Below are 24460 nucleotides of genomic sequence, written 5' to 3' on the forward strand. Positions count from 1 at the left end.
ACCCGACATCGGTGGGCATCGGCGGATGCCGGTGCGGTGACGGGCGGCTTGACACGGTGCCAACGGCACCGCGGGCTACAGTGAGCGGGTGGCCGTGTTCCTGCTCGGGGTGGGCGCCGCGTGCTGCCTCGGCTTCGGGTTCGTGCTGCAGCAGCGCGCGGCCTCCCGTGCCCCGCTCGCGGACTTCCTCTCCTTCCGGCTGCTGCTCGACCTGATCCACATGCCGGACTGGCTGCTCGGCGTCGCCCTGATGGTCGCGGGCCAGGTCCTCGGCGCGATCGCCCTCGGCTACGGCGAGATCTCGCTGGTCGAACCGCTCACCGCCACCAACCTGCTCTTCGCGATGCTGCTCTCCCGGCGGCTGACCGGCCAGCCGCTGGGCTGGAACGGCTGGGGCGGTGTCGCGCTGCTCGCCGCCGGCGTCACCGGCTTCATCGTCGCCGGCCGCCCCCGGGGCGGTGGCGCCGAAGCCGGGGCGCTGCGGCACTGGCTGGTCTTCGGCATCGTCGCCGGGCTCGCCCTGCTGCTCACGCTCAAGGCCCGCCGGCTGCCCAGATCCGGCGAGGCGGCCCTGCTGGGCCTGGCCGCCGGGCTGCTCTACGGGCTGCAGGACTCGCTCACCCGGGTGTGCGGCCAGATCGTCCAGGACCACGGCATCGCCCAGCTCCTCGCCTCCTGGCAGCCCTACGGCGTCGGCGCGCTGGGCCTGACCGGCATGCTGCTGGTGCAGAGCGCCTTCGAGATGGCCCCGCTGCGCATGTCGCTGCCCTCGCTGACCGCCGCCCAGCCGATCGCCGGCATCGTCTGCGGCGTCGGCTTCCTCGGTGACCGGCTGCGCTTCACCCCCGGCGCGCTCGCCTGGGAGGCGACCGGGCTGCTGGCCATCGTGGTCGGCGTCGTCCTGCTCGGCCGCCACCCCGCGATGCCGGCCGGCACCGCCGGGCGCGAGCCCGTCGGGGCGACCCGGGTCCGCTGACCGCGCCCCCGCATCCGCGGGCGGCGATGACAGCGAGCCGCACCCGACCGGTCGGAACCGGTCGTCCCCGTGACATCGGCGATCGAAAGCGGTCGCGAAACGCCGAAGAAGGCGGACCTTCACGTTTTCCGGCGTCCCGGCGGGCGCCGTTCACGACACTCGTGGCATGAGGCGGAATCCGCCGGGACGTCGGCGGGCCCGCACGGACACGCAACAGAAGGCGATGGTGGGCACGGTCATGGAGGTCCGCGGGAGGATCGCGCAGGATCAGGCGCCGGCGCCCGGGCCGTACGAGGGGGTGTGGCGCTTCACGGCCGCCGCCGTGGACGCCTCGGTGCCGCAGGTACGGCGCGGGGTGCGCACCCTGGTCGCCGACCTGCGGGTGCCGATCGACGAGGACATCCTCCACGGGCTGCTGCTCATCGTCTCCGAGCTGGTCACCAACGCCGTCAAGCACGCCGCCGTGCTCTCGCCCGAGCTCGGCGTGGAGGTCGCGGTCGGCGCGGACTGGATCCGGGTCGCGGTCGAGGACCAGCACCCCTACCGGCCCAAGGCGCTGGAGACCGACCACGGCAGGACCGGCGGGCGCGGCCTGCTGCTGGTCAAGACGATCACCACGGAGGCCGGCGGCAGCTGCGACGTCGCGCAGACCGCCACCGGCGGCAAGGTGATCTGGGCGGCGCTGCCGCTCCGGCCGCCGGCCCGCTGAGACCGCGCAGCCCCCCCGCGGCCGGCGCCCTACCAGCCCGCGGTGTCCCCGGTCACCTCGCGCACCGCCGGCAGCGCCGCGTCCAGCACCGTCCCGAACCACGCCGAGAACACGCCCTCCGCGCGCCGCTCGGCCAGCTCCTTGGCCGTGACGAAGGCGACGTCGTCGATCTCCTCCGGGTCCGGCCGCAGCTCACCGCGTACCACCCCCACGAACAGGTGGTTGAACTCCTGCTCCACCAGCCCCGAGGCCGGGTCGGGGTGGTTGTAGCGGACCGTGCCCGCCTCCCGCATCAGCGCCGGCGCCGCCCCCAGCTCCTCGGCGGTGCGCCGGGCCGCGGCCACGAACGGCGGCTCACCGGGGTAGGGGTGGCCGCAGCAGGTGTTGGACCACACACCGGGGGAGTGGTACTTGCCGAGCGCCCGGCGCTGCAGCAGCAGCCGGCCCTCGTCGTCGAAGAGGAACACCGAGAAGGCCCGGTGCAGCCGGCCGGGCGCCTGGTGCGCCCACAGCTTCTCGGCCGTGCCGATCGTCACACCGCCCTCATCGACCAGTTCCAGCATGATCGGCTCCGCGGCCCCGTCCGGGGACGGCGTGGCGGGGGAGCCGGTGGCGGGGCTGGTAGGCATAACCATCCTTCGTTGCTCGACGACGGGTCCTCAGTCTGCCTCACCCGCGACCCGCGCACCGCGGACCCGCGTCAACGCCGGGCAATACCGGCCCGGTACGGATATGCCGCCGTCAGTGGCACAGCTTGGCCTCGTGCTCGGCGTGCCCGACCGGCTCCAGCTGGAAGGTGCAGTGCTCGACGTCGAAGTGCGCGCCCAGGCACCCCTGGAGGTCGTGCAGCATCTTCTCGTAGCCGACCTCCTCCAGCACCTCCTGGCTGACCACCACATGCGCCGACAGCACCGGCAGCCCCGAGGTGATCGTCCAGGCGTGCAGGTCGTGCAGGCTCTCCACGCCCTTGAGGCCCTCGATGTGGCGCCGCACCGCGACCATGTCCACGTCCCGGGGCGCGGCCTCCAGCAGCACGTCCAGTGCCTCGCGCAGCAGCCGCCAGGTGCGCGGCACGATCAGCACGCCGATCAGCAGCGAGGCGACCGCGTCCGCCTGCCGCCAGCCGGTGGCCAGGAAGACCACCGCGGCCACCACGACCGCCGCCGAGCCCAGCGCGTCCGCCATGACCTCCAGGAAGGCGCCGCGCACGTTCAGGCTCTCCCGCTGGCCGCCCATCAGCACCAGCAGCGACACCGTGTTCGCGGCCATGCCGATGAGGCCGAAAACGATCGTCGCGCCGCCCGCGAAGTGCTGCGGCGAGACCAGCCGGCTGATCCCCTCGACGAAGATGAACGCCCCCACGCCGAACAGCAGCACCGCGTTGAGCACCGCCGCCAGGATCTCGGCGCGCGCCAGGCCGAAGGTGCGGCGCTCGCTCGGCGGCCGGGCGGCGATCTGCACGGCCAGCAGCGCCATCGCGATCCCGGCCGCGTCGGTGGCCATGTGCCCGGCGTCGGCGAGCAGCGCGAGCGAACCGGTCAGCGCGCTGCCGACGACCTCGGTGGCCAGCACCAGCAAGGTGATGCCCAGCGCGGTCAGCAGCCGGCCGCGGTGCGCGGCCGTCGCCGTGCCGCCGCCGAGGCCATGGCTGTGCCCGTGGCCTTGCCCATGACCTTGCCCGTGACCGTGCGCATGGCCGTGGCCGTGCCCGTGGGCGTGTCCTGCCCCCATCGGCGCGTCCCCTTCCCTTTTGCGCTGCCGTATGCCGTTCTGTAGCGGGGTGCCGGGGAGGTCCCGCCGTGCGGGGTCTCCGGTCGCGGCGGCCCAGTCAACACCGGTCACCCACGGTGGGCAAGCCGGTACTGGAGACCGTTGTCATGTGCGGTGACCTGCGGTGATGAGCCACGCGGGGCAGGTGCGGGAAACGCCTGCGAGGTCACCCGTACGGCGTAGAGGGGCGGGCAGTTGTCCGGGCGGCGGCGATCGCGCATGATGATCACGCCATGCGCGCCAAGTTTGGGCCAATACTCGGTGAACGACCGCTGTCGTGCATCCGATAGCCTCGGCCGTCGTGCCGGGCGGTCAGCTGCGCCGCCGCAAACCGCCCGCGGGCATGGCCTCCGCACACGTTCAGGGAGTGGGTTCCTCTGCCGACCGCTATTCTCACCGGCCCGCCCGCCGCAGGCTCGCCGTCGCCGCTGACCGGCGACCTGCAGGCGCTGGGGTTCCAGGTCGTCGAGATCGCCCAGGACGCCGCGCCGGACGCGCTCGCCGCCCGGCTCGCCGGGATCCCGGCGGACCAGCGGGTGGCCGTCGTGGACCGCCGCTTCCGCGGCCACCGGCACGCGCTGCGGCTGGCCCTGACCGACCCGCGCTTCGACGCCGCCGCCGTCACCGGCGCCCTGACCGTACGGCCGGCCGCCCGCCCGGCGCTCCAGCGGGCCCTCGCGGCGCTGGCGGGCGGCACCCCGCCCGCGACCCCGGCGCCCACCGCTCCCGCCCCCGGCGCGGCGGCCGGCACGTCCGCCGCCTCTCCGCAGCCGGGCGCCGGCGGGCCCGACGCCCGTACCGCCGCGGCTGCTGGTACCGGCCCCGCCGCCCGTACCGCCGCGGCCTCCGCGCTTGCCACCGACGCCGCCGCCCCGGACGGAGCCGGCGCCGGAACCGCGGCCGGGCGGGTCACCCTCCCCGCACAGCGCCGCGGCGAGGCCGCCGACGTCCTGCCCGACGCGCTCGCCGCCCGGCTGGACGCGCTCGGCGCGCCGCCCCACCGCCCCGAGCTCGGCGTCCTGGTCGCCCGGGTGCCCGCCGACAGCGCCGCCGCCGAGGCCGCGGCCGGCGCCGTCGCCGCCATCGACGAGGAGTCGGTCCGGCTGCGCAGCGCCGTCAAGTCCCGCGACGGCTTCTTCACCACCCACTTCATCAGCCCGTACTCGCGCTACCTCGCCCGCTGGTGCGCCCGCCGCGGCCTGACCCCGAACCAGGTCACCACCGCCTCGCTGCTGGTCGCGCTGATCGCCGCCGGCTGCGCGGCCACCGGCGAGCGCGCCGGCTTCGTCGCCGCCGGCATCCTGCTCATCGCCTCGTTCGTGCTGGACTGCACCGACGGCCAGCTCGCCCGCTACTCGCTGCAGTATTCGACGCTCGGCGCCTGGCTCGACGCCACCTTCGACCGCGCCAAGGAGTACGCCTACTACGCCGGCCTCGCGCTCGGCGCCGCCCGGGGCCACGACGACGTGTGGGCGCTCGCGCTGGGCGCCATGGTGCTCCAGACCTGCCGCCACGTCGTCGACTTCGCCTTCAACGAGGCCAACCACGACGCCACCGCCAACACCAGCCCCACCGCCGCGCTGTCCGACCGGCTCGACAGCGTCGGCTGGACGGTGTGGGCCCGCCGGATGATAGTGCTGCCGATCGGCGAGCGGTGGGCGCTGATAGCGGTCCTCACCGCCGTCACCACCCCGCGGATCACCTTCGTCGTGCTGCTCGTCGGCTGCGCGCTCGCCGCCTGCTACACCACCGCCGGCCGTGTGCTGCGCTCGCTGACCAGGCGGGCCCGCCGTACCGACCGCGCCGCGCAGGCGCTCGCCGACCTCGCCGACTCCGGCCCGCTCGCCGAGGCGGTCGCCCGCGTGCTGCGCCCGGCCGCCCGCCGGCTGCCGCCGTTCACCGCGCCCGCCGCCGCGCTGGCCGGCGCCGCCGCCGTGGCCGCGACCGCCGCGCTCGCGCCGTACGGCAGCTGGTACCCGGCGCTGGTCGCTGTGCTGTATGTCCTGACCTCGGGCCTTGCCGTCGCGCTGCCGCTCAAGGGCGCGCTGGACTGGCTGGTGCCGCCGCTGCTGCGGGCCGGCGAGTACGGAACCGTACTGGCACTCGCGGCCGTCAGTGGGGTGAACGGAGCGTTGCCGGCCGCTTTCTGCCTGGTGGCGGCCGTCGCCTACCATCACTACGACACGGTGTACCGCATACGCGGGGGCGCCGGAGCGCCGCCGCGGGCCCTGGTGCGGGCCGCCGGCGGACACGAGGGCCGCACGCTGGTCGTGGCCCTGGCGGCGGCCGTCGCCGCACACCGCTCGGGCTTCACGGCCACGCTGGCGGTCCTCGCCACAGCAATAGCGCTGTTGGTCCTCACCGAGAGCATCCGCTTCTGGGTCTCGGCCGGGGCCACCGCAGCCGTACACGACGAATCAGGAGAACCCGCATGATCGGCCTTGTGCTGGCAGCCGGCGCAGGCAGGCGCCTGCGTCCCTACACGGACACCCTGCCCAAGGCCCTCGTGCCGGTCGGCCCGCAGGACGCGCCGGAGAGCCTGACCGTACTGGACCTCACGCTGGGCAACTTCGCCGAGATCGGCCTCACGGAGGCCGCCGTCGTCGTGGGCTACCGCAAGGAGGCGGTCTACGCGCGGCAGGCTGCGCTGGAGGCCCGCTACGGTCTCAAGCTCACCCTGATCGACAACGACAAGGCCGAGGAGTGGAACAACGCCTACTCCCTGTGGTGCGCACGCGACGTCATCGCGCAGGGGGTGATTCTGGCCAACGGCGACACCGTCCACCCGGTCTCGGTGGAGCGCTCGCTGCTGGCCGCCCGGGGTGAGGGCAAGCGCATCATCCTGGCGCTGGACACCGTCAAGAAGCTCGCCGACGAGGAGATGAAGGTCGTCGCCGAGCCCGGCCGGGGCGTGCGGCGGATCACCAAGCTCATGGACCCCGCGCAGGCCACCGGCGAGTACATCGGCGTGACCCTCATCGAGCCCGAGGCCGCCGCCGACCTCGCCGACGCCCTGCGGACCACCTTCGAGCGCGACCCCGACCTCTACTACGAGGACGGCTACCAGGAGCTGGTCGACCGCGGCTGCACCGTGGACGTCGCCCCCATCGGCGAGGTCTCCTGGGTCGAGATCGACAACCACGACGACCTCGCCAAGGGGCGGGCGATCGCGTGCCAGTACTGACCCGGCTGATCCCTTCGCCGGTCGTCGTCGACATCAGGGCCGGCGCGCTCGGTGACCTGTCCCGGCTGCTGGCCGACCAGCGCATCTCCACCTCGGGCAAGCTCGCCGTGGCCGTCAGCGGCGGCTCCGGCGCGAAGCTGCGCGAGGCGCTCGCGCCCGAGCTGCCCGGCGCGGACTGGTTCCCGGTCGGGGGCGGCACGATCGACGCGGCCGTCACGCTCGCCGACGCCATGCGCGGCAAGCGCTACGACGCGGTGGTGGGCCTGGGCGGCGGCAAGATCATCGACGTGACGAAATACGCCGCCGCGCGCGTCGGGCTGCCGATGGTCGCGGTCGCCACCAACCTCTCGCACGACGGCATCTGCTCCCCGGTGTCCACCCTGGACAACGACAACGGCCGCGGGTCGTACGGCGTCCCCACCCCGATCGCCGTGGTCGTCGACCTCGGGGTGATACGGGACGCCCCGGCCCGCTATGTGCGGGCCGGCATCGGTGACGCGGTCTCCAACCTGTCGGCGATCGCCGACTGGGAGCTGTCGCACCGGGAGACCGGCGAACCGGTGGACGGACTGGCCGCGGCCATGGCCCGCAGCGCGGGCGAGGCGGTGCTGCGGCACCCCGGCGGCATCGGCGACGACGACTTCCTCGGCACCCTCGCCGAGGCCCTGGTGCTGTCCGGTATCGCCATGTCGATCAGCGGCGACACCCGGCCCTCCTCCGGCGCCTGCCACGAGATCAGCCACGCCTTCGACCTGCTCTTCCCGGGCCGCGCCGCCGCGCACGGCGAGCAGGTCGGGCTCGGCGCCGCCTTCGCGATGCACCTGCGCGGCGAACCGGAGACCTCGGGCCTGATCGCCGACGCCCTGCGGCGCCACGGCCTGCCGGTGCTCCCCGCGGAGATGGGCTTCACCGAGGCGGAGTTCGCCCAGGCGGTGGGGTACGCCCCGCAGACCCGCCCGGGCCGCTTCACGATCCTGGAACACCTCGACCTGTCCGCCACCGACATCAGGGACGCGTACGCCGACTATGCCAAAACCATCCGTAGCTGAACTGCGTCCCGTCGTCCACCCGCCGGGCGTCAAGGACCGGCGCAGCGGCGAGCACTGGGCCGGGCGGCTCTACATGCGCGAGCTGTCGCTGCGCATAGACCGGCATCTGGTGCCCACGTCCGTCACGCCCAACCAGCTGACGTACCTGATGACCCTCTTCGGCGTGCTCGCCGCCCCGGCGCTGCTGGTGCCCGGCATCCCCGGCGCCGTCCTCGGGGTGCTGGCGGTGCAGCTCTACCTGCTGCTGGACTGCGTCGACGGCGAGATCGCCCGCTGGAAGAAGCAGTTCTCGCTCAGCGGGGTCTACCTCGACCGGGTCGGCGCCTACCTCACCGACGCCGCCGTCCTGGTCGGCTTCGGCATGCGGGCCGCCGACCTGTTCGGCGACGGCCGGATCGACTGGCTGTGGGCGTTCCTCGGCACGCTCGCCGCGCTGGGCGCGGTCCTGATCAAGGCCGAGACCGACCTCGTCGGCGTCGCGCGGCACCAGGGCGGGCTGCCGCCGGTCAAGGAGGCGGCCTCCGAGCCGCGCTCCTCGGGTGTGGCGCTGGCCCGCCGGGCCGCCTCCGCCCTGAAGTTCCACCGCCTGGTCCTCGGCGTCGAGGCGTCGCTGCTGATCCTGGTGCTGGCGGTGATCGACCAGCTGCGCGGCGACCTGTTCTTCACCCGGCTCGGCGTCGCGGTTCTGGCCGGAATCGCACTGGTGCAGACCCTGCTGCATCTCGTATCGGTCCTCGCCTCCAGCAGGCTGAAGTGAGGTGGATATGGCGGGCATGAGCGAGCCGCTGACGGTCGGCGCGGTCGTCATCACCATGGGCAACCGCCCGGTCGAGCTGCAGCTGCTGCTGGACTCGGTGGCCAAGCAGCAGGGCCCGGCGGTGCAGGTCGCGGTGGTCGGCAACGGCGCCCCGCTGCCGCCGCTGCCGCCCGGGGTGCGCACCGCGGAGCTGCCGGAGAACCTGGGCATCCCCGGCGGGCGCAACGCCGGCATCGAGCTGTTCGGCCCGGACGGCCGGGAGGTCGACGTGCTGCTCTTCCTCGACGACGACGGCCTGCTGCCCCACGACGACACCGCCGAGCTGGTACGGGCCGCGTTCGCCGCCGACCCGCGGCTGGGCATCCTCAGCTTCCGGATCGCCGACCCCGACACCGGCGTCACCCAGCGCCGGCACGTGCCGAGGCTGCGGGCCTCCGACCCGATGCGCAGCTCCCGGGTGACCACCTTCCTCGGCGGTGCGAGCGCGGTGCGCACCCGGGTCTTCCAGGAGGTCGGCCCGCTGCCCGCGGAGTTCTTCTACGCGCACGAGGAGACGGACCTGGCCTGGCGCGCGCTCGACGCCGGCTGGATGATCGACTACCGTTCCGACCTCGTACTGCACCACCCGACGACCTCACCTGCCCGGCACGCGGTCTACCACCGCATGGTGGCCCGCAACCGGGTGTGGCTGGCCCGGCGCAACCTGCCATGGCTGCTGGCGCCGGTCTACCTCGGCGTGTGGTTCGCCCTGACCCTGCTGCGGCGGCCGTCGGGACCGGCCCTGCGCGCCTGGCTCGGCGGCTTCCGCGAAGGCTGGGCGACGCCCTGCGGCACGCGGCGGCCGATGAAGTGGCGGACGGTCTGGCGGTTGACCCGGCTGGGCCGACCGCCGATCATCTGACAAGCTCGGACCTGAGAGCATCAGGCGCGGCCCGGGAATCCCTGCCCCCGGCGCGCGCACATTGAGGACGAAAGTGTCAACTGTGAGCGAGACAACGCACAATGGTGCGGTCGCCGTCGGAGCGCCACCGGCGTCCACGGCCGATGACGGCCTCAGCCCCTCCCAGCTCGCCGCCAAGTACGGGCTGAGCGTCAGCGGTGCCCGCCCGGGACTGGCGGAGTACACCCGGCAGCTGTGGGGCCGCCGACATTTCATCAACGAGTTCGCCAAGGCACGTACGGCCGCGCAGTACACCCAGGCCCGCCTCGGCCAGCTCTGGCAGGTCATGACCCCGCTGCTGAACGCCGCGGTCTACTACCTGATCTTCGGTGTGCTGATCGGCACCCGCAAGGGCGTCGACAACTTCATCGCCTTCCTGGTCACCGGCATCTTCATCTGGACCTTCACCCAGTCCTCGATCATGGCCGGCGTCAAGGCGGTGTCCGGCAACCTCGGGCTGATCCGGGCCCTGCACTTCCCCCGCGCCTCGATGCCGATCGCGTTCACGCTGATGCAGCTGCAGCAGCTGATCATGTCGCTGTTCGTGCTGGTCGCGATCGTGCTGATGACCGGTGAGACCCCGGACGCGTCCTGGCTGCTGCTGATCCCCGCGCTGCTCACCCAGTGGATCTTCAACACCGGCGTGGCCATGGTCATGGCCAGGCTCGGCAGTAAGATGACCGACCTGGCACAGCTGATGCCGTTCATCCTGCGCACCTGGATGTACACCTCGGGCGTCATGTACAGCATCGACAACCTCACACAGCACTCCCCGACGGTCATCAAGGTCCTGCTGGACATCAACCCGGTCACCGTCTACATCGACCTCGCGCGGTTCGCCCTGATCGACAGCTTCACCTCCGCGCAGCTCCCGCCGCACGTGTGGCTGATCGCACTGGGCTGGGCCGCGGTGGCGGGGGTCGGCGGTTACGTCTACTTCTGGAAGGCGGAGGAGCAGTATGGCCGTGGCTGAGCAGCAGCCCCTCGCGGAAGGCACGCGTACGGCCCAGGCCCGCGTACCGACCGTGATCGTGGACGACGTGCACATCGTCTACAAGGTCTACGGCGCCGGCACCGGCAAGGGCAACGCCGCGACGGCGCTCGCGCGGCTGGTGCTGCGGCGCGGCGGCAACCCCAACGTGCGCAGGGTGCACGCGGTGCGCGGGGTCACCTTCACCGCCTACCGCGGCGAGGCCATCGGCATCATCGGCTCCAACGGCTCGGGCAAGTCCACCCTGCTGCGCTCCATCGCCGGCCTGCTCCCGGTGGAGAGCGGCCGGATCTACACCGACGGCCAGCCGTCCCTGCTGGGCGTCAACGCCGCGCTGATGAACGACCTGACCGGCGCCACCAACGTCCTGCTGGGCGGGCTGGCCATGGGCATGTCGCAGGAGGAGATCCAGCAGCGCTACCAGGGCATCGTCGACTTCTCCGGCATCAACGACAAGGGCGACTTCATCTCGCTGCCGATGCGCACCTACTCCTCCGGCATGGCGGCCCGGCTGCGCTTCTCCATCGCCGCGGCCAAGAACCACGACGTGCTGCTCATCGACGAGGCGCTGGCCACCGGCGACCGGCAGTTCCAGAAGCGCTCCGAGGCCCGCATCCGCGAGCTGCGCAAGGAGGCCGGCACCGTCTTCCTGGTCAGCCACAGCAACTCCGCCATCCGCGACACCTGCGACCGGGTGGTGTGGCTGGAGAAGGGCGAGCTGCTGATGGACGGCCCGACCGAAGAGGTGCTCACCGCCTACGAGGCGCACACCGGGAAGTAGGCGCGAAGCAGCCCGCGGGCGGCCGGGGCGCACCCCGGGCCGCGGCGCCGCGACGGCGTACGCCCCCGCCGGAAGAACCGGCGGGGGCTTCGTGTTGTCACCGCTGCCGCCCGTGACGCCCCCGGCGTACGCCAGAGGGTGGCCCGACGTAAGCTGTACCGGTGCTGGGGAGCCCTTTCATGATCGATACCGGGTGCGGGACGCCCGGCGCGGCGGCGTGTCCGAAATGGGAAGATTCGTCCGGGCGGTGTAAAACGGGGGATGTGGCGGCCATGACGAACGGGACCATCCTGCTCCGGGGCACGTATCCCGCCTGTCTGCCGGGCAGCCCGCGGTGACCGGGGACGTCACGTCCCGGGCCGTGCTGGACAAGGCCGCGCGCGAGAACTTCCCCGTGGCGCCGGTCTTCCTGCCGCGCGCCTGGCGCCAGGACCTGATGGCCGTCTACGGATTCGCCCGTCTGGTGGACGACATCGGCGACGGCGACCTCGCCGACGGCGGCCGGCCCGACGCCGTACTGCTCGGCCTGGAACCGGAGGCCGCCGCCGACCGGATCGCGATGCTGGACGCCTTCGAGGCCGACCTGCGCCGGGTCTTCGACGGCGGAACGGCCGGCCCGTCGCACCCGCTGCTGCGCGCCCTGCGGCCCACCGTGCGCAAGCACGCCCTGACCCCCGAGCCCTTCCTCGGCCTGATCGCCGCCAACCGCCAGGACCAGCAGATCAGCCGCTACGCCAGCTACGGCGACCTGCTGGCGTACTGCGAGCTGTCGGCCAACCCGGTGGGGCGGCTCGTGCTGTCCATCACCGGCACCTCCACCCCGGAGCGGGTGCGGCGCTCCGACGCGGTGTGCACCGCGCTGCAAATCGTCGAGCATATCCAGGACGTCGCCGAGGACCTGGCGCGGGACCGGGTGTATCTGCCGGCGGAGGACATGAAACGCTACGCGGTGGACGAGGCCGACCTGGCGGAACCGCAGGCCGGCCCGCAGGTGAAGGCACTGGTCGCGTTCGAGGCCGAACGTGCCCGCGAGCTGTTGTATGAAGGTACCCCCCTGGTGGGTAGCGTCCGTGGCAGGCTTCGGCTGCTGCTCGCGGGATTCGTCGGCGGCGGTCGCGCGGCGCTGAAATCGGTCGAGCGCGCCGGATACGACGTCCTCGCGGGTTCGCCCAAAGCCACCAAGAGCGGCCTGCTGCGCGAAGTGGGGTCGACATTGCGAAGAGAGGGGTGAGCAGGACCGTGAACGGTTCCGCCCACACGTCCGGACCGGTACTTGCCGCATACAGGTACTGCGAGACCGTGACCGGCCACGAGGCCCGCAACTTCGCGTACGGCATCCGTCTGCTGCCGACCGCCAAACGGCAGGCCATGTCCGCCCTCTACGCGTTCTCCCGGCGGGTCGACGACATCGGCGACGGCGATCTCGGGCCCGCCGAGAAAATCGACCGGCTGGAGGCCACCCGGCAGCTGCTCACCCGGGTGCGCGGCGGCGAGGTCCGCGAGGACGACACCGACCCGGTCGCCGTGGCGCTCGCCGACGCCGCCCGGGTATTCCCCATTCCGCTCGAAGGTCTGGACGAACTCATCGACGGCGTCCTGATGGATGTCCGGGGCGAGTCCTATGAGACCTGGGACGACCTCGCGCTTTACTGCCGCTGTGTGGCGGGGGCCATCGGACGCCTGTCGCTGGGCGTGTTCGGCACCGTAAATGGGCACGATCATGTACGTGCCGCCGAATACGCCGACACGCTCGGCCTTGCTCTGCAACTCACCAACATCCTGCGCGACGTCCGGGAGGACGCCGCCAACGGACGCACGTATCTGCCCGCCCAGGATCTGGCCAAATTCGGATGCGCGGCCGGTTTCCACAGCGACACCGCGCCGCCCGGATCCGATTTCGCCGGCCTGGTGGAATTCGAGGTGCGGCGCGCCCGCAGCCTCTTCGCCACCGGATACCGGCTGCTGCCGATGCTCGACCGGCGCAGCGGCGCCTGCGTGTCGGCCATGGCCGGCATCTACCGCCGGCTGCTGGACCGGATCGCCGCCGACCCCGACGCCGTGCTGCGCGGCCGGGTCTCGCTGTCCGGCCGGGAGAAGGCGTACGTCGCCGTCCGCGGCCTGGCCGGCGTGGACGCCCGCCGCACCGCCGCCCGTACCTCCCGGGGGGACAGGTGAGATCGGCCCGCGACGCCGCGGGCCCAGGCCACCCGCCGCGGCGGACACGGCGTCAGCACCCCGCGGTGCGCGCGGCCCAGGCAACCTGGCAGCCGCCCACCGCGTCACTTCCCGCGACAGCGCGCCGCGAGCTCAGGGCGCCCGGCCGGAGGGGAGGCTGAATGACCAGGTCACATGAGGTGCCCGGGCACCCGCCCGGCCGCACCGCGGTGGTCGTCGGCGGCGGCCTGGCCGGCGTCAGCGCGGCGCTGCGGCTGGCCGACGCCGGTGTCGCCGTCACGCTCGCCGAGGCCCGGCCGCGGCTGGGCGGACTCGCGTTCTCCTTCAAGCGCGGCGATCTGACGGTCGACAACGGGCAGCATGTCTTCCTGCGCTGCTGCACCGCCTACCAGTGGTTCCTCGACCGGATCGACGCCCGTGACCTGGTGACCCTTCAGGACCGCCTGGAGGTCCCGGTCTACGACGCGCAGACCGGCCGGACGGGCCGGCTGACCAGGGCCAACCTGCCGGTGCCGCTGCATCTGGCGGCGAGCCTGGCGCGCTATCCGCACCTGTCGCTGCGCGAGCGCGCCTCGGTCGGCCGGGCGGCGCTGGCGCTGCGCGGACTGGACCTGGCCGACCCGGCGCTGGACGAGGTGGACTTCGGCAGCTGGCTGGCCGCGCGCGGCCAGTCCGCCCGGACGATCGAGGCGCTGTGGGACCTGGTCGGCGTCGCCACGCTCAACGCCACCGCCGCGCACTCCTCGCTGGCGCTGGCCGCGATGGTGTTCAAGACCGGGCTGCTGACCGACCCGGGCGCCGCCGACATCGGCTGGGCCAGTGCGCCGCTCGGTGATCTGCACGACGGCCGCGGCCGGATCGCGCTGGACAAGGCCGGCGTGGTCACCATGACCCGCACCCGCGCCTCCCGGCTCACCCCGGACGTGACCGGCGGCTGGCAGGTGGCGCTGGAGACCGGGCCCGGTCGCGGCACCGAACTGACCGCCGACATCGTGGTGTTGGCCGTCCCGCAGCGTGAGGCGCACGCCCTGCTGCCGGAGGGCGCTGTCCAGCATCCGGAAAAGCTGTTGCAGATCGGTACCGCGCCCATCCTGAATGTTCATGTGATCTACGACAGACAGGTGCTCCCGCAGCCCTTCGTCGCGGCTGTGGGCAGCCCCGTCCAGTGGGTCTTCGACCGTACGCAGAGCTCCGGGCTGACCGGCGGCGGCCAGTACGTGGCCGTCTCGCAGTCCGCCGTCGAGGACGAGATCGACCTGCCGGTCGCCACCCTGCGCGACCGCTACCTGCCCGAACTCGAACGAGTCCTGCCCGCCGCCCGCGGTGCCGGCGTCCGCGAGGTGTTCGTCACCCGCGAGCGCACCGCGACCTTCGCGCCCACCCCCGGGGTGGGCGCGCTGCGGCCCGGGCCCGTGACCCGCGCCCCCGGCCTGTACCTGGCCGGCGCGTGGACCGCGACCGGCTGGCCCGCGACGATGGAGAGCGCGGTGCGCAGCGGTCTGCACGCCTCCGCAGAAGCTTTGTCCGCCCTCGGGCTGCCGGTTGACGACGGCGTCCTGGAGGCGGCATGAGTGCTATTGGTGCAACCCGAGGAGAGATCGTGACCGCTGCCGGCGTCATCGCGCTACTGGAGAACGGCCGCAACCTGACCACACCAGTGCTCCGCGCGGCCGTCGCACGCCTCGCGCCCCCGATGGACACCGTCGCGTCCTACCACTTCGGCTGGATCGACCAGACCGGGCGGCCCGCGGAAGGCGACGGCGGCAAGGCCGTACGCCCCGCGCTCGCGCTGCTGTCCGCCGAGGCCGCCGGCGCGCCGGCCGAGACGGGGGTGCCCGGCGCGGTCGCGATGGAGCTGGTGCACAACTTCTCCCTGCTGCACGACGACCTGATGGACGGTGACGAGCAGCGGCGGCACCGGGACACGGTGTGGAAGGTGCACGGCCCCGCGCAGGCCATCCTGGTCGGCGACGCGCTGTTCGCGCTGGCCAACGAGATCCTGCTGGAGCTCGGCACCCCGGAGGCCGGCCGCGCCACCCGCCGGCTGACCACCGCCACCCGGCGGCTGATCGACGGTCAGGCCCAGGACATCTCCTTCGAGCACCGCGAGCGGGTCACCGTCCAGGAGTGCCTGGACATGGAGGGCAAGAAGACCGGCGCGCTGCTGGCCTGCGCCTCCTCCATCGGCGCGGTGCTCGGCGGGGCCTCGGAGGCCGACGCCGACACCCTGGAGGAGTACGGCTACCACCTCGGTCTCGCCTTCCAGGCGATCGACGACCTGCTGGGCATCTGGGGCGACCCGGCGAGCACCGGCAAGCAGACCTGGAGCGACCTCCGGCAGCGCAAGAAGTCGCTTCCGGTGGTCGCCGCGCTGGCCGCCGGCGGCCCGGCGTCGGAGAAACTCGGCGAACTTCTCGCGGCGGATGCGAAGAATCCTGAAAACGGTGCCTTCAGTGAGGAAGAGTTCGCCCTGCGTGCGGCGTTGATCGAAGAAGCCGGTGGGCGGGAATGGACCTCCGAGGAGGCCAGGAGGCAGTATGCGACTGCCATCGCCGCACTGGACAAAATGGACATGCCGGAAGAAATTAAACGTAAGCTCGTGGGTCTTGCGGATTTTGTGGTGGTCCGCGAGAAGTAGAGAACACCAACGTGGAGCGCTGACGTCGCCGGTCCCTCGCATGTGACGGCCGACGGCCGCCCCAACACCGCAGAAGTCTCAACTGCAAAGGGGAAGCCATGACAGCGACGACCGATGGCAGTCCAGGTTCGCCAACCCACCGGACACCTTCGGCCAGCACCTCGGAACCGGAGCTCCCGGCCGGTGACACCGAGGCGGCGGCGCAGCGTGCCGTGCAGCGCGCCGCAGACCACCTTCTGGCACGGCAGCACCCTGACGGATGGTGGAAGGGCGACCTCGAAACCAATGTGACCATGGACGCCGAGGATCTGCTGCTGCGGCAGTTCCTCGGCATCCAGGACGCCGAGACCACCGCGGCCTCCGCCCGGTGGATCCGCTCCCAGCAGCGCGAGGACGGCTCCTGGCCCACCTTCCACGGCGGGCCCGGCGACCTGTCGGCGACCATCGAGGCGTATGTCGCGCTGCGGCTGGCCGGCGACTCGCCGGACGAGGCGCACATGTCGCTGGCCGCCAAGTGGTCGCGCGCCGAGGGCGGGGTGGCCGCCACCCGGGTCTTCACCCGGATCTGGCTGGCGCTGTTCGGCTGGTGGGACTGGAAGGACCTGCCGGAGATGCCGCCGGAGGTCATCTACCTGCCCAAGTGGATGCCGCTGAACATCTACTCCTTCGGCTGCTGGGCCCGGCAGACCATCGTGCCGCTCACCATCGTCGGCGCGCTGCGCCCGGTGCGCCCGGCGCCCTTCGGCATCGACGAGCTGCACCTGGACCCCCGGCGGCCCAGCACCAAGCAGCGCCGCGCCCCGCTCACCAGCTGGGACGGCGTCTTCCAGCGGCTGGACCAGGTACTGCACGTCTACCGCCGCTTCAGCCCGCGCATGGTGCGGCGCAGCGCCATGAACGCCTGCGCCCGCTGGATCATCGAGCGCCAGGAGGCCGACGGCTGCTGGGGCGGCATCCAGCCGCCCGCGGTCTACTCCGTCATCGCCCTGCACCTGCTCGGCTACGAACTCGACCACCCGGTGCTCAAGGCCGGACTGGAGTCGCTGGATCGTTTCGCCGTCTGGCCGCAGGACGGTGTCCGGATGATCGAGGCCTGCCAGTCCCCGGTGTGGGACACCTGCCTGGCCACCATCGCGCTCGCCGACGCCGGTGTCCCCGCCGACCACCCGGCGATGATCAAGGCCGCGGACTGGCTGCTGGACGAGCAGATCACCCGGCCCGGTGACTGGTCGGTGCAGCGCCCGGAGCTTCCCCCGGGCGGCTGGGCCTTCGAGTTCCACAACGACAACTACCCCGACATCGACGACACCGCCGAGGTCGTGCTGGCACTGCGCCGGGTCGCCCACCCCGACCAGGCCCGGGTGGACACCGCCGTGGACCGGGCGGTGCGCTGGACGGTCGGCATGCAGTCCAAGAACGGCGCGTGGGGCGCCTTCGACGCCGACAACACCAGCCCCTTCCCCAACCGGCTGCCCTTCTGCGACTTCGGCGAGGTCATCGACCCGCCGTCCGCCGACGTCACCGCCCATGTGGTGGAGATGATGGCCGCGCTCGGCATCGAGCAGGACCGGCACGCCCGCAGCGGCATCGAATGGCTGCTGGCCGAGCAGGAGGAGAACGGCTCCTGGTTCGGCCGCTGGGGCGTCAACTACATCTACGGCACCGGTTCGGCCGTCCCCGCGCTCGCCGCGGCGGGCCTGGGCCCCGACCACCCGGCGATCCGCCGGGCCGTCGGCTGGCTGGAGTCGGTGCAGAACGCCGACGGCGGCTGGGGCGAGGACCTGCGCTCGTACTCCGACCTGGAATGGGCCGGCCGCGGGCACTCCACCGCCTCGCAGACCGCCTGGGCGCTCATGGCGCTGCTCGCGGCCGGCCGCCGGGACACCGACGCCGTCGCGCGCGGGGTGCGCTGGCTGGCCGAGACGCAACTGCCGGACGGCTCGTGGGACGAGCCGTACTTCACCGGCACCGGCTTCCCCCGGGACTTCTCGATCAACTACCACCTCTACCGGATGGTCTTCCCGCTCACCGCGCTGGGGCGCTACGCCCGCAGCGAGCCCTTCGGGGCCGCGGGCCACACCGCCCTCACCGCGGTCGCGGGAAAGGGGGCCTAGTTCGTGGGGCATCCCCTCCCACCGCTGCTGGTGGTGTGCGCCCTGCGCATCGAGCGTTTCGCGCTGCGCAGGGGAACGGCCAGGAGCGCCGCCGCACACCCGGTCACCGTGCTGCGCACCGGCATGGGACCGACAGCCGCGGACACGGCGGTACGTGCCGCGCTCGCCGACTCCGGCCTGCGGGACGCCGCCGTCCTCACCACCGGCTTCTGCGCGGGCCTGGCCCCGGGCATGCGGCCGGGCGACGTCGTGGTCTCCGACGAGGGGCACGAGAGCGCGGTGCTCGCCGCCGCGCTCAAAGCCGCCGGCCACACCGTGCACACCGGCCTGCTGGCCGAGTCCGACCATGTCGTGCGGGGCGCCGAGCGCACCGCGCTGGCGGCGACCGGTGCCATCGCCGTCGACATGGAATCCGCCGCCATGCGGCGTGCCGCGCTCGCCCAAGGGGCGCGGCACGTCGCCGCGGCACGCGTCGTCGTCGACACGCCCGAATACGAACTCGTGCGTGTCGGCACACTGCGCACCGGGATCATCGCATTCCGGGTGCTCAGAGATCTTGTACCTGCCTTTCTCGATTGGCACCGCACTACCGCTGCTCCCCCGGAGGTGAGCTAGATGGCTATGCCGCTTCGTCAGACCATCCGTGTCGCGTCGTACCTCTTCGAACAGAAAATGGTCCGGCGGCGCGAAAAGTTCCCGCTCATCGTGGAGCTGGAACCGCTCTTCGCGTGCAACCTCAAATGCGAGGGCTGCGGCAAGATCCAGCACCCGGCGGGAGTGCTCAAGCAGCGCATGCCGGTCGCCCAGGCCGTGGGCGCCGTGCTGGAGTCGGGCGCGCCCATGGTGTCCATCGCCGGCGGCGAGCCGCTGATGCACCCGCAGATCGACGAGATCGTGCGCCAGCTGGTGGCGAAGAAGAAGTTCGTCTTCCTCTGCACCAACGCACTGCTGCTGCGGAAGAAGATCGACAAATTCACCCCTTCGCCGTACTTCGCGTTCACCGTGCATATCGACGGTATGCGTGAGCGGCACGACGAGTCGGTGGCCAAGGAAGGCACCTTCGACGAGGCCGTCGCCGCGATCAAGGAGGCCCAGCGGCGCGGATTCCGCGTCACCACCAACTCCACCTTCTTCAACACCGACACGCCCCAGACCATCATCGAGGTGATGAACTTCCTCAACGACGACCTCAAGGTCGACGAGATGATGCTGTCGCCCGCCTACGCCTACGAGAAGGCCCCCGACCAGGAGCACTTCCTGGGCGTGTCGCAGACCCGCGAGCTGTTCAAGAAGGCCTTCGACCACGGCAACCGGCGCAAGTGGCGGCTCAACCACAGCCCGCTCTTCCTGGACTTCCTGGAGGGCAAGGCCGACTTCCCCTGCACCGCGTGGGCGATCCCGAACTACTCGCTCTTCGGCTGGCAGCGCCCCTGCTACCTGATGGCGGACGGCTACGTGCCGACGTACAAGGACCTGATCGAGAAGACCGACTGGGACAAGTACGGCCGCGGCAAGGACGCCCGCTGCGACAACTGCATGGCCCACTGCGGCTACGAGCCCACCGCCGTCCTGGCGACGATGGGCTCGCTCAAGGAGTCCATCCGCGCCGCGCGGGAGACCGTCGCGTCCAACCGCGCGAAGTGACCTCCGGTTGACAGGGTACGAGCCACCGGCCGGGGAAAGCGGCCGGTGGTTCGTCCCCGCACTGCCACCGGCCGACAGCGTCCGGTGAACCAGAGCAATCCCGGCAGGAACGAGGTCCATACATGTCGTTGCTGGAGACAATCACCGGCCCGCACGACCTGAAGGCTCTGCCCGACGGCCGGCTCGACGAACTGGCCGCTGACATCCGGCAGTTCCTGGTCCAGGCAGTGGCCAGGACCGGTGGCCACCTCGGCCCCAACCTGGGCGTGGTGGAGCTCACCATCGCCCTGCACCGCGTCTTCGACTCCCCGCGCGACCGCGTCCTGTGGGACACCGGCCACCAGTCCTACGTCCACAAGCTGCTCACCGGGCGCCAGGACTTCTCCAAGCTCCGCAGCAAGGGCGGCCTGTCCGGCTACCCCTCGCGGGCCGAGTCCGAGCACGACGTCATCGAGAACAGCCACGCCTCCACCGTCCTCGGCTGGGCCGACGGACTGGCCAAGGCCAACGAGCTCAAGGGCCGCGACGACCACGTCGTCGCCGTCATCGGCGACGGCGCCCTGACCGGCGGCATGGCCTGGGAGGCGCTCAACAACATCGCCGCCGCCCGCGACCGCCCGCTCATCATCGTCGTCAACGACAACGAGCGCTCCTACGCGCCCACCATCGGCGGCCTCGCCAACCACCTGGCGACGCTGCGCACCACCGACGGCTACGAGCGCTTCCTGTCCTGGGGCAAGCAGGTCCTCCAGCAGACCCCGGTCATCGGCCAGCCGCTCTACGAGTCCCTGCACGGCGCCAAGAAGGGCTTCAAGGACGCCTTCGCGCCGCAGGGCATGTTCGAGGACCTGGGCCTGAAGTACGTCGGCCCGATCGACGGCCACGACATCGCCGCCGTGGAGTCCGCGCTGCGCCGCGCCCGCCGCTTCCACGGGCCCGTCCTGGTGCACGTCCTGACCGAGAAGGGCCGCGGCTACGCCGCCGCCGAGCAGGACGAGGCCGACCACTTCCACACCGTGGGCGCCATGGACCCGGCCACCTGCCTGCCGCTCGCGCCCTCCGGCGGCCCGTCGTGGACGTCCGTCTTCGGCGAGGAGATGCTCGCCCTCGGGCACGAGCGGCCCGACGTCGTCGCCATCACCGCCGCGATGCTCCAGCCGGTCGGCCTCGACGGCTTCGCGCAGGCCTTCCCGAACCGGGTCTTCGACGTCGGCATCGCCGAGCAGCACGCCGCGACCTCCGCGGCGGGCCTGGCCACCGGCGGGCTGCACCCGGTCGTCGCGGTCTACGCGACCTTCCTCAACCGGGCCTTCGACCAGGTGCTGATGGACGTCGCGCTGCACAAGTGCGGGGTCACCTTCGTGCTGGACCGGGCCGGCGTCACCGGCGTGGACGGCGCCTCGCACAACGGCATGTGGGACATGTCGATCCTCCAGGTCGTGCCGGGCCTGCGGATCGCCGCGCCGCGCGACGCCGACCAGCTGCGCGCCCAGCTGCGCGAGGCCGTCGCCGTCGACGACGCGCCCACCGTCATCCGCTTCCCCAAGGAGACCGCCGGCAGCGCGCTGCCCGCGATCGGCCGGGTCGGCGGCATGGACGTCCTGCACCGCCCTGCCGACGGCCTGGCCGACGACGTGCTGCTGGTCGCGGTCGGCGCGCTCGGCGGCTGCGGCGTGTCGGCCGCCGAACTGCTCGCCGGCCGGCGGATCGGCGCCACCGTCGTCGACCCGCGCTGGGTCAAGCCCGTGGACGCCGCCCTGCCCGAACTGGCCGCGCGGCACCGCATGGTGGCCGTCATCGAGGACAACGGCCGGGCCGGCGGCGTCGGTTCCGCCGTGGCGCAGGCGCTGCGCGACGCCGGAGTGGACGTGCCCGTACGGGACTTCGGCATCCCGCAGCAGTTCCTCCCGCACGCCAAGCGCGGCGAACTGCTCGCCGACATCGGCCTGACCCCCGCCGAGATCGCCGGCGGCATCGGCGCGGCCCTGCTGCGCATCACGGCCAAGGCCCCCGGGGACGGCCCCGCGATCCCCGCCCCGCATACTGCCGGGAACGGCACCGCCGAGCAGCGGCGCGGCAGCGCGGAGCAGCAGCAGAGCACGCAAGGAGCAGGTGAGCGATGACATCGTCCGAGCCGACGGGCACGGAGCCGGCACAGCCGAAGGCCGAGCAGGCGGGCGCCGGGGCGCCCGGCACGCCGCACAAGGGCTTCGACCTCGCCACGCTGCTCGCGCAGCGCGGTGCCGAGCGCTACGAGCTGCACACCAAGTACCTCAACCACCAGCTCCCGCGCATGCTCCACACCATCGGCTTCGACCGGGTCTACGAGCGCGCCGAGGGCGCCCACTTCTGGGACGCCGAGGGCAACGACCACCTCGACATGCTCGCCGGCTTCGGCGTGATGGGCGTCGGCCGGCACCACCCGGTCGTCCGCAAGGCCCTGCACGACGTGCTGGACGCCGGGCTCGCCGACCTCACCCGCTTCGACTGCCAGCCGCTGCCCGGCCTGCTCGCCGAGAAGCTGCTGGCCCGCACCCCGCACCTGGACCGGGTCTTCTTCGGCAACAGCGGCACCGAAGCGGTCGAGACGGCACTGAAGTTCGCCCGCTACGCCACCGGCAAGCCGCGGGTGCTGTACTGCACGCACTCCTTCCACGGCCTGACCACCGGCTCGCTGTCGGTCAACGGCGAGGCCGGCTTCCAGGACGGCTTCGCCCCGCTGCTGCCGGACACCGCGATCGAGATGGGCGATCTCGACGCGCTGGCCCGGGAGTTGAAGCGCGGCGACGTCGCCGCGCTGATCGTCGAGCCGATCCAGGGCCACGGCGTCTACATCCCGCCGCCGGGCTATCTGCGGGCCGCCCAGGAACTGCTGCGCAAGCACAAGGCGCTGCTGATCTGCGACGAGGTGCAGACCGGTGTCGGCCGCACGGGGAAGTTCTGGGCGTACGAGCACGAGGAGGGCGTCGAGCCGGACCTGGTGACGGTCGCCAAGACCCTGTCGGGCGGTTACGTGCCGGTGGGCGCCACGCTCGGCCGGGACTGGATCTTCAAGAAGGTCTACTCCTCGATGGACCGGGTGCTCGTGCACTCCGCGAGCTTCGGCTCCAACGCGCAGGCGATGACCGCGGGCCTGGCCACGCTCTCGGTCGTCGAGGACGAGCAACTGGTCGAGAACTCCCGGGTGATGGGCGACCTGCTGCGCACCCGGCTCGCGGCGCTCACCGACCGCTACGAGCTGCTGAAGGAGGTACGCGGCCGGGGGCTGATGGTCGCGATCGAGTTCGGCCGGCCCAAGTCGCTGGGCCTGCGCAGCCGTTGGGCGATGCTGCAGACGGCCCGCAAGGGGCTGTTCGCGCAGATGGTGGTGGTGCCGCTGCTCCAGCGCCACCACATCCTCACGCAGGTCTCCGGCGACCACGTCGAGATCATCAAGCTCATCCCGCCGCTGGTCGTCGACGAGCGGGACGTGGACCGGTTCGTCGCCGCCTTCACCGAGGTGATGGACGACGCGCACGGCGGCGGCGGGCTGATGTGGGACTTCGGCAAGACGCTGGTCAAGCAGGCGGTCGCCAACCGCTAGCTGTTCTGTCCGGGGACCTGTTCTGTCCGGGGACCCCGTGCACGGCGGCGGCGCGCACACGGCGGCCCGGGGCGCCCACCACGGTGGGTGCCCCGGGCCGCCGTTCCGCCGTCAGCCGGTGAGCAGGCGCTCGCGCAGCCGGGCCCGGCGCTCCGGGGTCAGGCCCAGGCCCTCGGCGAGATAGCGGTCCACCGAGCCCCACTCCTCCTCGATGGTCGCGAACGCCGCCCGCAGGTACTCCACCCGGGCGGAGAACAGCGGGTCCAGCAGCTCCCTGATCTCCGGGTCGATCGCGGTGCCGGTGCTGCCGTCGCCGCGGACGACCTTGTAGCGGCGGTGCTTGGCGTTGCTCTCCAGGTAGTCCGCCTCGATCGCCGACCGCTCGACGCCCAGCGCCAGCAGGATGATCGCGATCGACGTGCCCGCCCGGTCCTTGCCCGCCGCGCAGTGCAGCAGCGCCGGGACGGCCGGCTCCTCGGGGTCGGTGAGCAGCTCCAGCATCCGGGAGTGCTCCTTGGTGCGCTCCAGGATCAGCCGCCGGTAGGAGGCCGTCATCCTGGCCGCGGCATGGCCCTCGCCGAGCAGCTCCCGCAGCGCGGGCACGTCGCCGTCCCGTACGGTCGCCCAGAAGGTGGCGCCCTCGGCCGGGTTGCTCAGCGGCAGGTTCAGGTTGCGGGTGCCCGGGAGAGCGGTGTCCGGGCCCTCCAGAGCGATGTCGTCGGCGTTGCGGAAGTCGAAGACGGTGTGCAGGCCGAGGCTCTCCAGGAACGCGGTGTCCTGCGCCGTGGCGTGCGCGAGATGGCCGCTGCGGAACAGCACGCCGTTCCTGACCCTGCGGCCGTCCGTGGTGGGCAGACCGCCGACGTCGCGGAAGTTGCGCACGCCGGTCAGCCCGGGCTCGGGCAGCGGCACCTGCCCGGTGGCCGGGCCCGGGCTGACCGGCTCGGCATCCGGCTCGGGCTCTGGGGGGATCGTCTGCCGCACGTCCTGCGTCACCGGCGCTCCTTCTCGGTCGGTCCGTCGTCCGCCCGCTTGTGGCTCATGCTGGGGCACTCCCGACGATACGGCAGCCCGGGTAACGGCGTACCGAGCGGTATGTGTCCGCTGGACCACTCCTGGGGGTGCAACCATTGCCCCTCCGCCGGACCT

General features: G+C 72.4%; 21 protein-coding genes. 18 read left to right on the forward strand and 3 right to left on the reverse strand.

The genetic code is table 11. The features are described from left to right. Positions 1-88: 88 nt before the first annotated feature. Complete coding sequence (locus HCN08_RS12825) at positions 89-976, forward strand: DMT family transporter (RefSeq protein WP_167983149.1); 888 nt, start codon at positions 89-91, stop codon at positions 974-976. A 238-nt stretch (positions 977-1214) separates the two neighbouring features. Continuing rightward, a complete protein-coding gene (locus HCN08_RS12830; protein ID WP_240970051.1) occupies positions 1215-1685 on the forward strand; it encodes an ATP-binding protein in 471 nt (156 codons plus the stop codon). A gap of 29 nt (positions 1686-1714) precedes the next feature. On the opposite strand, the gene idi is transcribed toward HCN08_RS12830, so the two are convergent. Both idi and HCN08_RS12840 read right to left on the reverse strand, forming a co-directional pair. Next, a complete protein-coding gene (gene idi / locus HCN08_RS12835; RefSeq protein ID WP_167983150.1) occupies positions 1715-2314 on the reverse strand; it encodes an isopentenyl-diphosphate Delta-isomerase in 600 nt (199 codons plus the stop codon). 112 nt (positions 2315-2426) lie between these two features. Continuing rightward, positions 2427-3416 (reverse strand): cation diffusion facilitator family transporter, encoded by a 990-nt coding sequence (locus HCN08_RS12840; protein ID WP_167983151.1) that lies wholly within the window; start codon positions 3414-3416, stop codon positions 2427-2429. Between the two features lie 575 nt (positions 3417-3991). Between HCN08_RS12840 and HCN08_RS12845 the strand changes: the two genes are divergently transcribed. The 16 genes from HCN08_RS12845 (at position 3992) to HCN08_RS12920 (ending at position 23311) form a co-directional block, all read left to right on the forward strand. After that, complete coding sequence (locus HCN08_RS12845) at positions 3992-5890, forward strand: DUF5941 domain-containing protein (RefSeq protein ID WP_322974411.1); 1899 nt, start codon at positions 3992-3994, stop codon at positions 5888-5890. Then, complete coding sequence (locus tag HCN08_RS12850) at positions 5887-6639, forward strand: phosphocholine cytidylyltransferase family protein (protein WP_167983152.1); 753 nt, start codon at positions 5887-5889, stop codon at positions 6637-6639. The genes HCN08_RS12845 and HCN08_RS12850 overlap by 4 nt, the downstream gene beginning before the upstream one ends. Continuing rightward, positions 6627-7688 carry an iron-containing alcohol dehydrogenase family protein gene (locus tag HCN08_RS12855; RefSeq protein WP_167983153.1) on the forward strand — a complete coding sequence of 354 codons (1062 nt, stop codon included), beginning with the start codon at positions 6627-6629 and terminating at the stop codon, positions 7686-7688. The genes HCN08_RS12850 and HCN08_RS12855 overlap by 13 nt, the downstream gene beginning before the upstream one ends. Beyond that, positions 7666-8445: a CDP-alcohol phosphatidyltransferase family protein gene (locus HCN08_RS12860; RefSeq protein WP_167983154.1), complete on the forward strand. Its 780-nt coding sequence runs from the start codon at positions 7666-7668 to the stop codon at positions 8443-8445. The genes HCN08_RS12855 and HCN08_RS12860 overlap by 23 nt, the downstream gene beginning before the upstream one ends. 16 nt (positions 8446-8461) lie before the next feature. Further along, entirely contained in the window at positions 8462-9346 is an 885-nt protein-coding gene (locus HCN08_RS12865) for a glycosyltransferase family 2 protein (protein WP_167983155.1), read from the forward strand. A gap of 82 nt (positions 9347-9428) precedes the next feature. Further along, positions 9429-10358, forward strand: coding sequence for an ABC transporter permease (locus tag HCN08_RS12870; protein WP_167983156.1), 930 nt, complete (start codon positions 9429-9431; stop codon positions 10356-10358). Further along, positions 10345-11157: an ABC transporter ATP-binding protein gene (locus tag HCN08_RS12875; RefSeq protein WP_167983157.1), complete on the forward strand. Its 813-nt coding sequence runs from the start codon at positions 10345-10347 to the stop codon at positions 11155-11157. Before HCN08_RS12870 ends, HCN08_RS12875 begins: the two co-directional genes overlap by 14 nt. A gap of 361 nt (positions 11158-11518) precedes the next feature. Beyond that, on the forward strand, positions 11519-12388 hold the full coding sequence (hpnC, locus tag HCN08_RS12880) for a squalene synthase HpnC (RefSeq protein ID WP_167983282.1): 870 nt from the start codon (positions 11519-11521) through the stop codon (positions 12386-12388). Then, the gene (gene hpnD / locus HCN08_RS12885) at positions 12385-13332 is read left to right on the forward strand and encodes a presqualene diphosphate synthase HpnD (RefSeq protein ID WP_167983158.1); all 948 of its coding nucleotides are present in this window, start codon (positions 12385-12387) and stop codon (positions 13330-13332) included. The genes hpnC and hpnD overlap by 4 nt, the downstream gene beginning before the upstream one ends. 161 nt (positions 13333-13493) lie before the next feature. Continuing rightward, positions 13494-14903 (forward strand): hydroxysqualene dehydroxylase HpnE, encoded by a 1410-nt coding sequence (hpnE, locus tag HCN08_RS12890; protein WP_167983159.1) that lies wholly within the window; start codon positions 13494-13496, stop codon positions 14901-14903. Next, positions 14900-15970 carry a polyprenyl synthetase family protein gene (locus tag HCN08_RS12895; protein WP_167983160.1) on the forward strand — a complete coding sequence of 357 codons (1071 nt, stop codon included), beginning with the start codon at positions 14900-14902 and terminating at the stop codon, positions 15968-15970. Before hpnE ends, HCN08_RS12895 begins: the two co-directional genes overlap by 4 nt. 98 nt (positions 15971-16068) lie before the next feature. Beyond that, positions 16069-18084, forward strand: coding sequence for a squalene--hopene cyclase (gene shc / locus HCN08_RS12900; RefSeq protein ID WP_167983161.1), 2016 nt, complete (start codon positions 16069-16071; stop codon positions 18082-18084). Positions 18085-18087: 3 nt separating this feature from the next. Then, complete coding sequence (locus tag HCN08_RS12905) at positions 18088-18699, forward strand: phosphorylase family protein (protein ID WP_167983162.1); 612 nt, start codon at positions 18088-18090, stop codon at positions 18697-18699. Next, entirely contained in the window at positions 18700-19728 is a 1029-nt protein-coding gene (hpnH, locus tag HCN08_RS12910) for an adenosyl-hopene transferase HpnH (RefSeq protein WP_167983163.1), read from the forward strand. 122 nt (positions 19729-19850) lie between these two features. Then, the gene (gene dxs, locus HCN08_RS12915; protein ID WP_167983164.1) at positions 19851-21851 is read left to right on the forward strand and encodes a 1-deoxy-D-xylulose-5-phosphate synthase; all 2001 of its coding nucleotides are present in this window, start codon (positions 19851-19853) and stop codon (positions 21849-21851) included. Beyond that, positions 21848-23311 carry an aspartate aminotransferase family protein gene (locus HCN08_RS12920; protein ID WP_167983165.1) on the forward strand — a complete coding sequence of 488 codons (1464 nt, stop codon included), beginning with the start codon at positions 21848-21850 and terminating at the stop codon, positions 23309-23311. The genes dxs and HCN08_RS12920 overlap by 4 nt, the downstream gene beginning before the upstream one ends. Positions 23312-23422: 111 nt before the next feature. On the opposite strand, the gene HCN08_RS12925 is transcribed toward HCN08_RS12920, so the two are convergent. Beyond that, complete coding sequence (locus tag HCN08_RS12925; RefSeq protein WP_322974428.1) at positions 23423-24283, reverse strand: tyrosine-protein phosphatase; 861 nt, start codon at positions 24281-24283, stop codon at positions 23423-23425. Between the last annotated feature and the right edge of the window lie 177 nt (positions 24284-24460).

The sequence above is a fragment of the Actinacidiphila epipremni genome (genome assembly GCF_012034175.1).
In the GTDB taxonomy this organism is placed as follows: Bacteria; Actinomycetota; Actinomycetes; order Streptomycetales; family Streptomycetaceae; genus Actinacidiphila; species Actinacidiphila epipremni.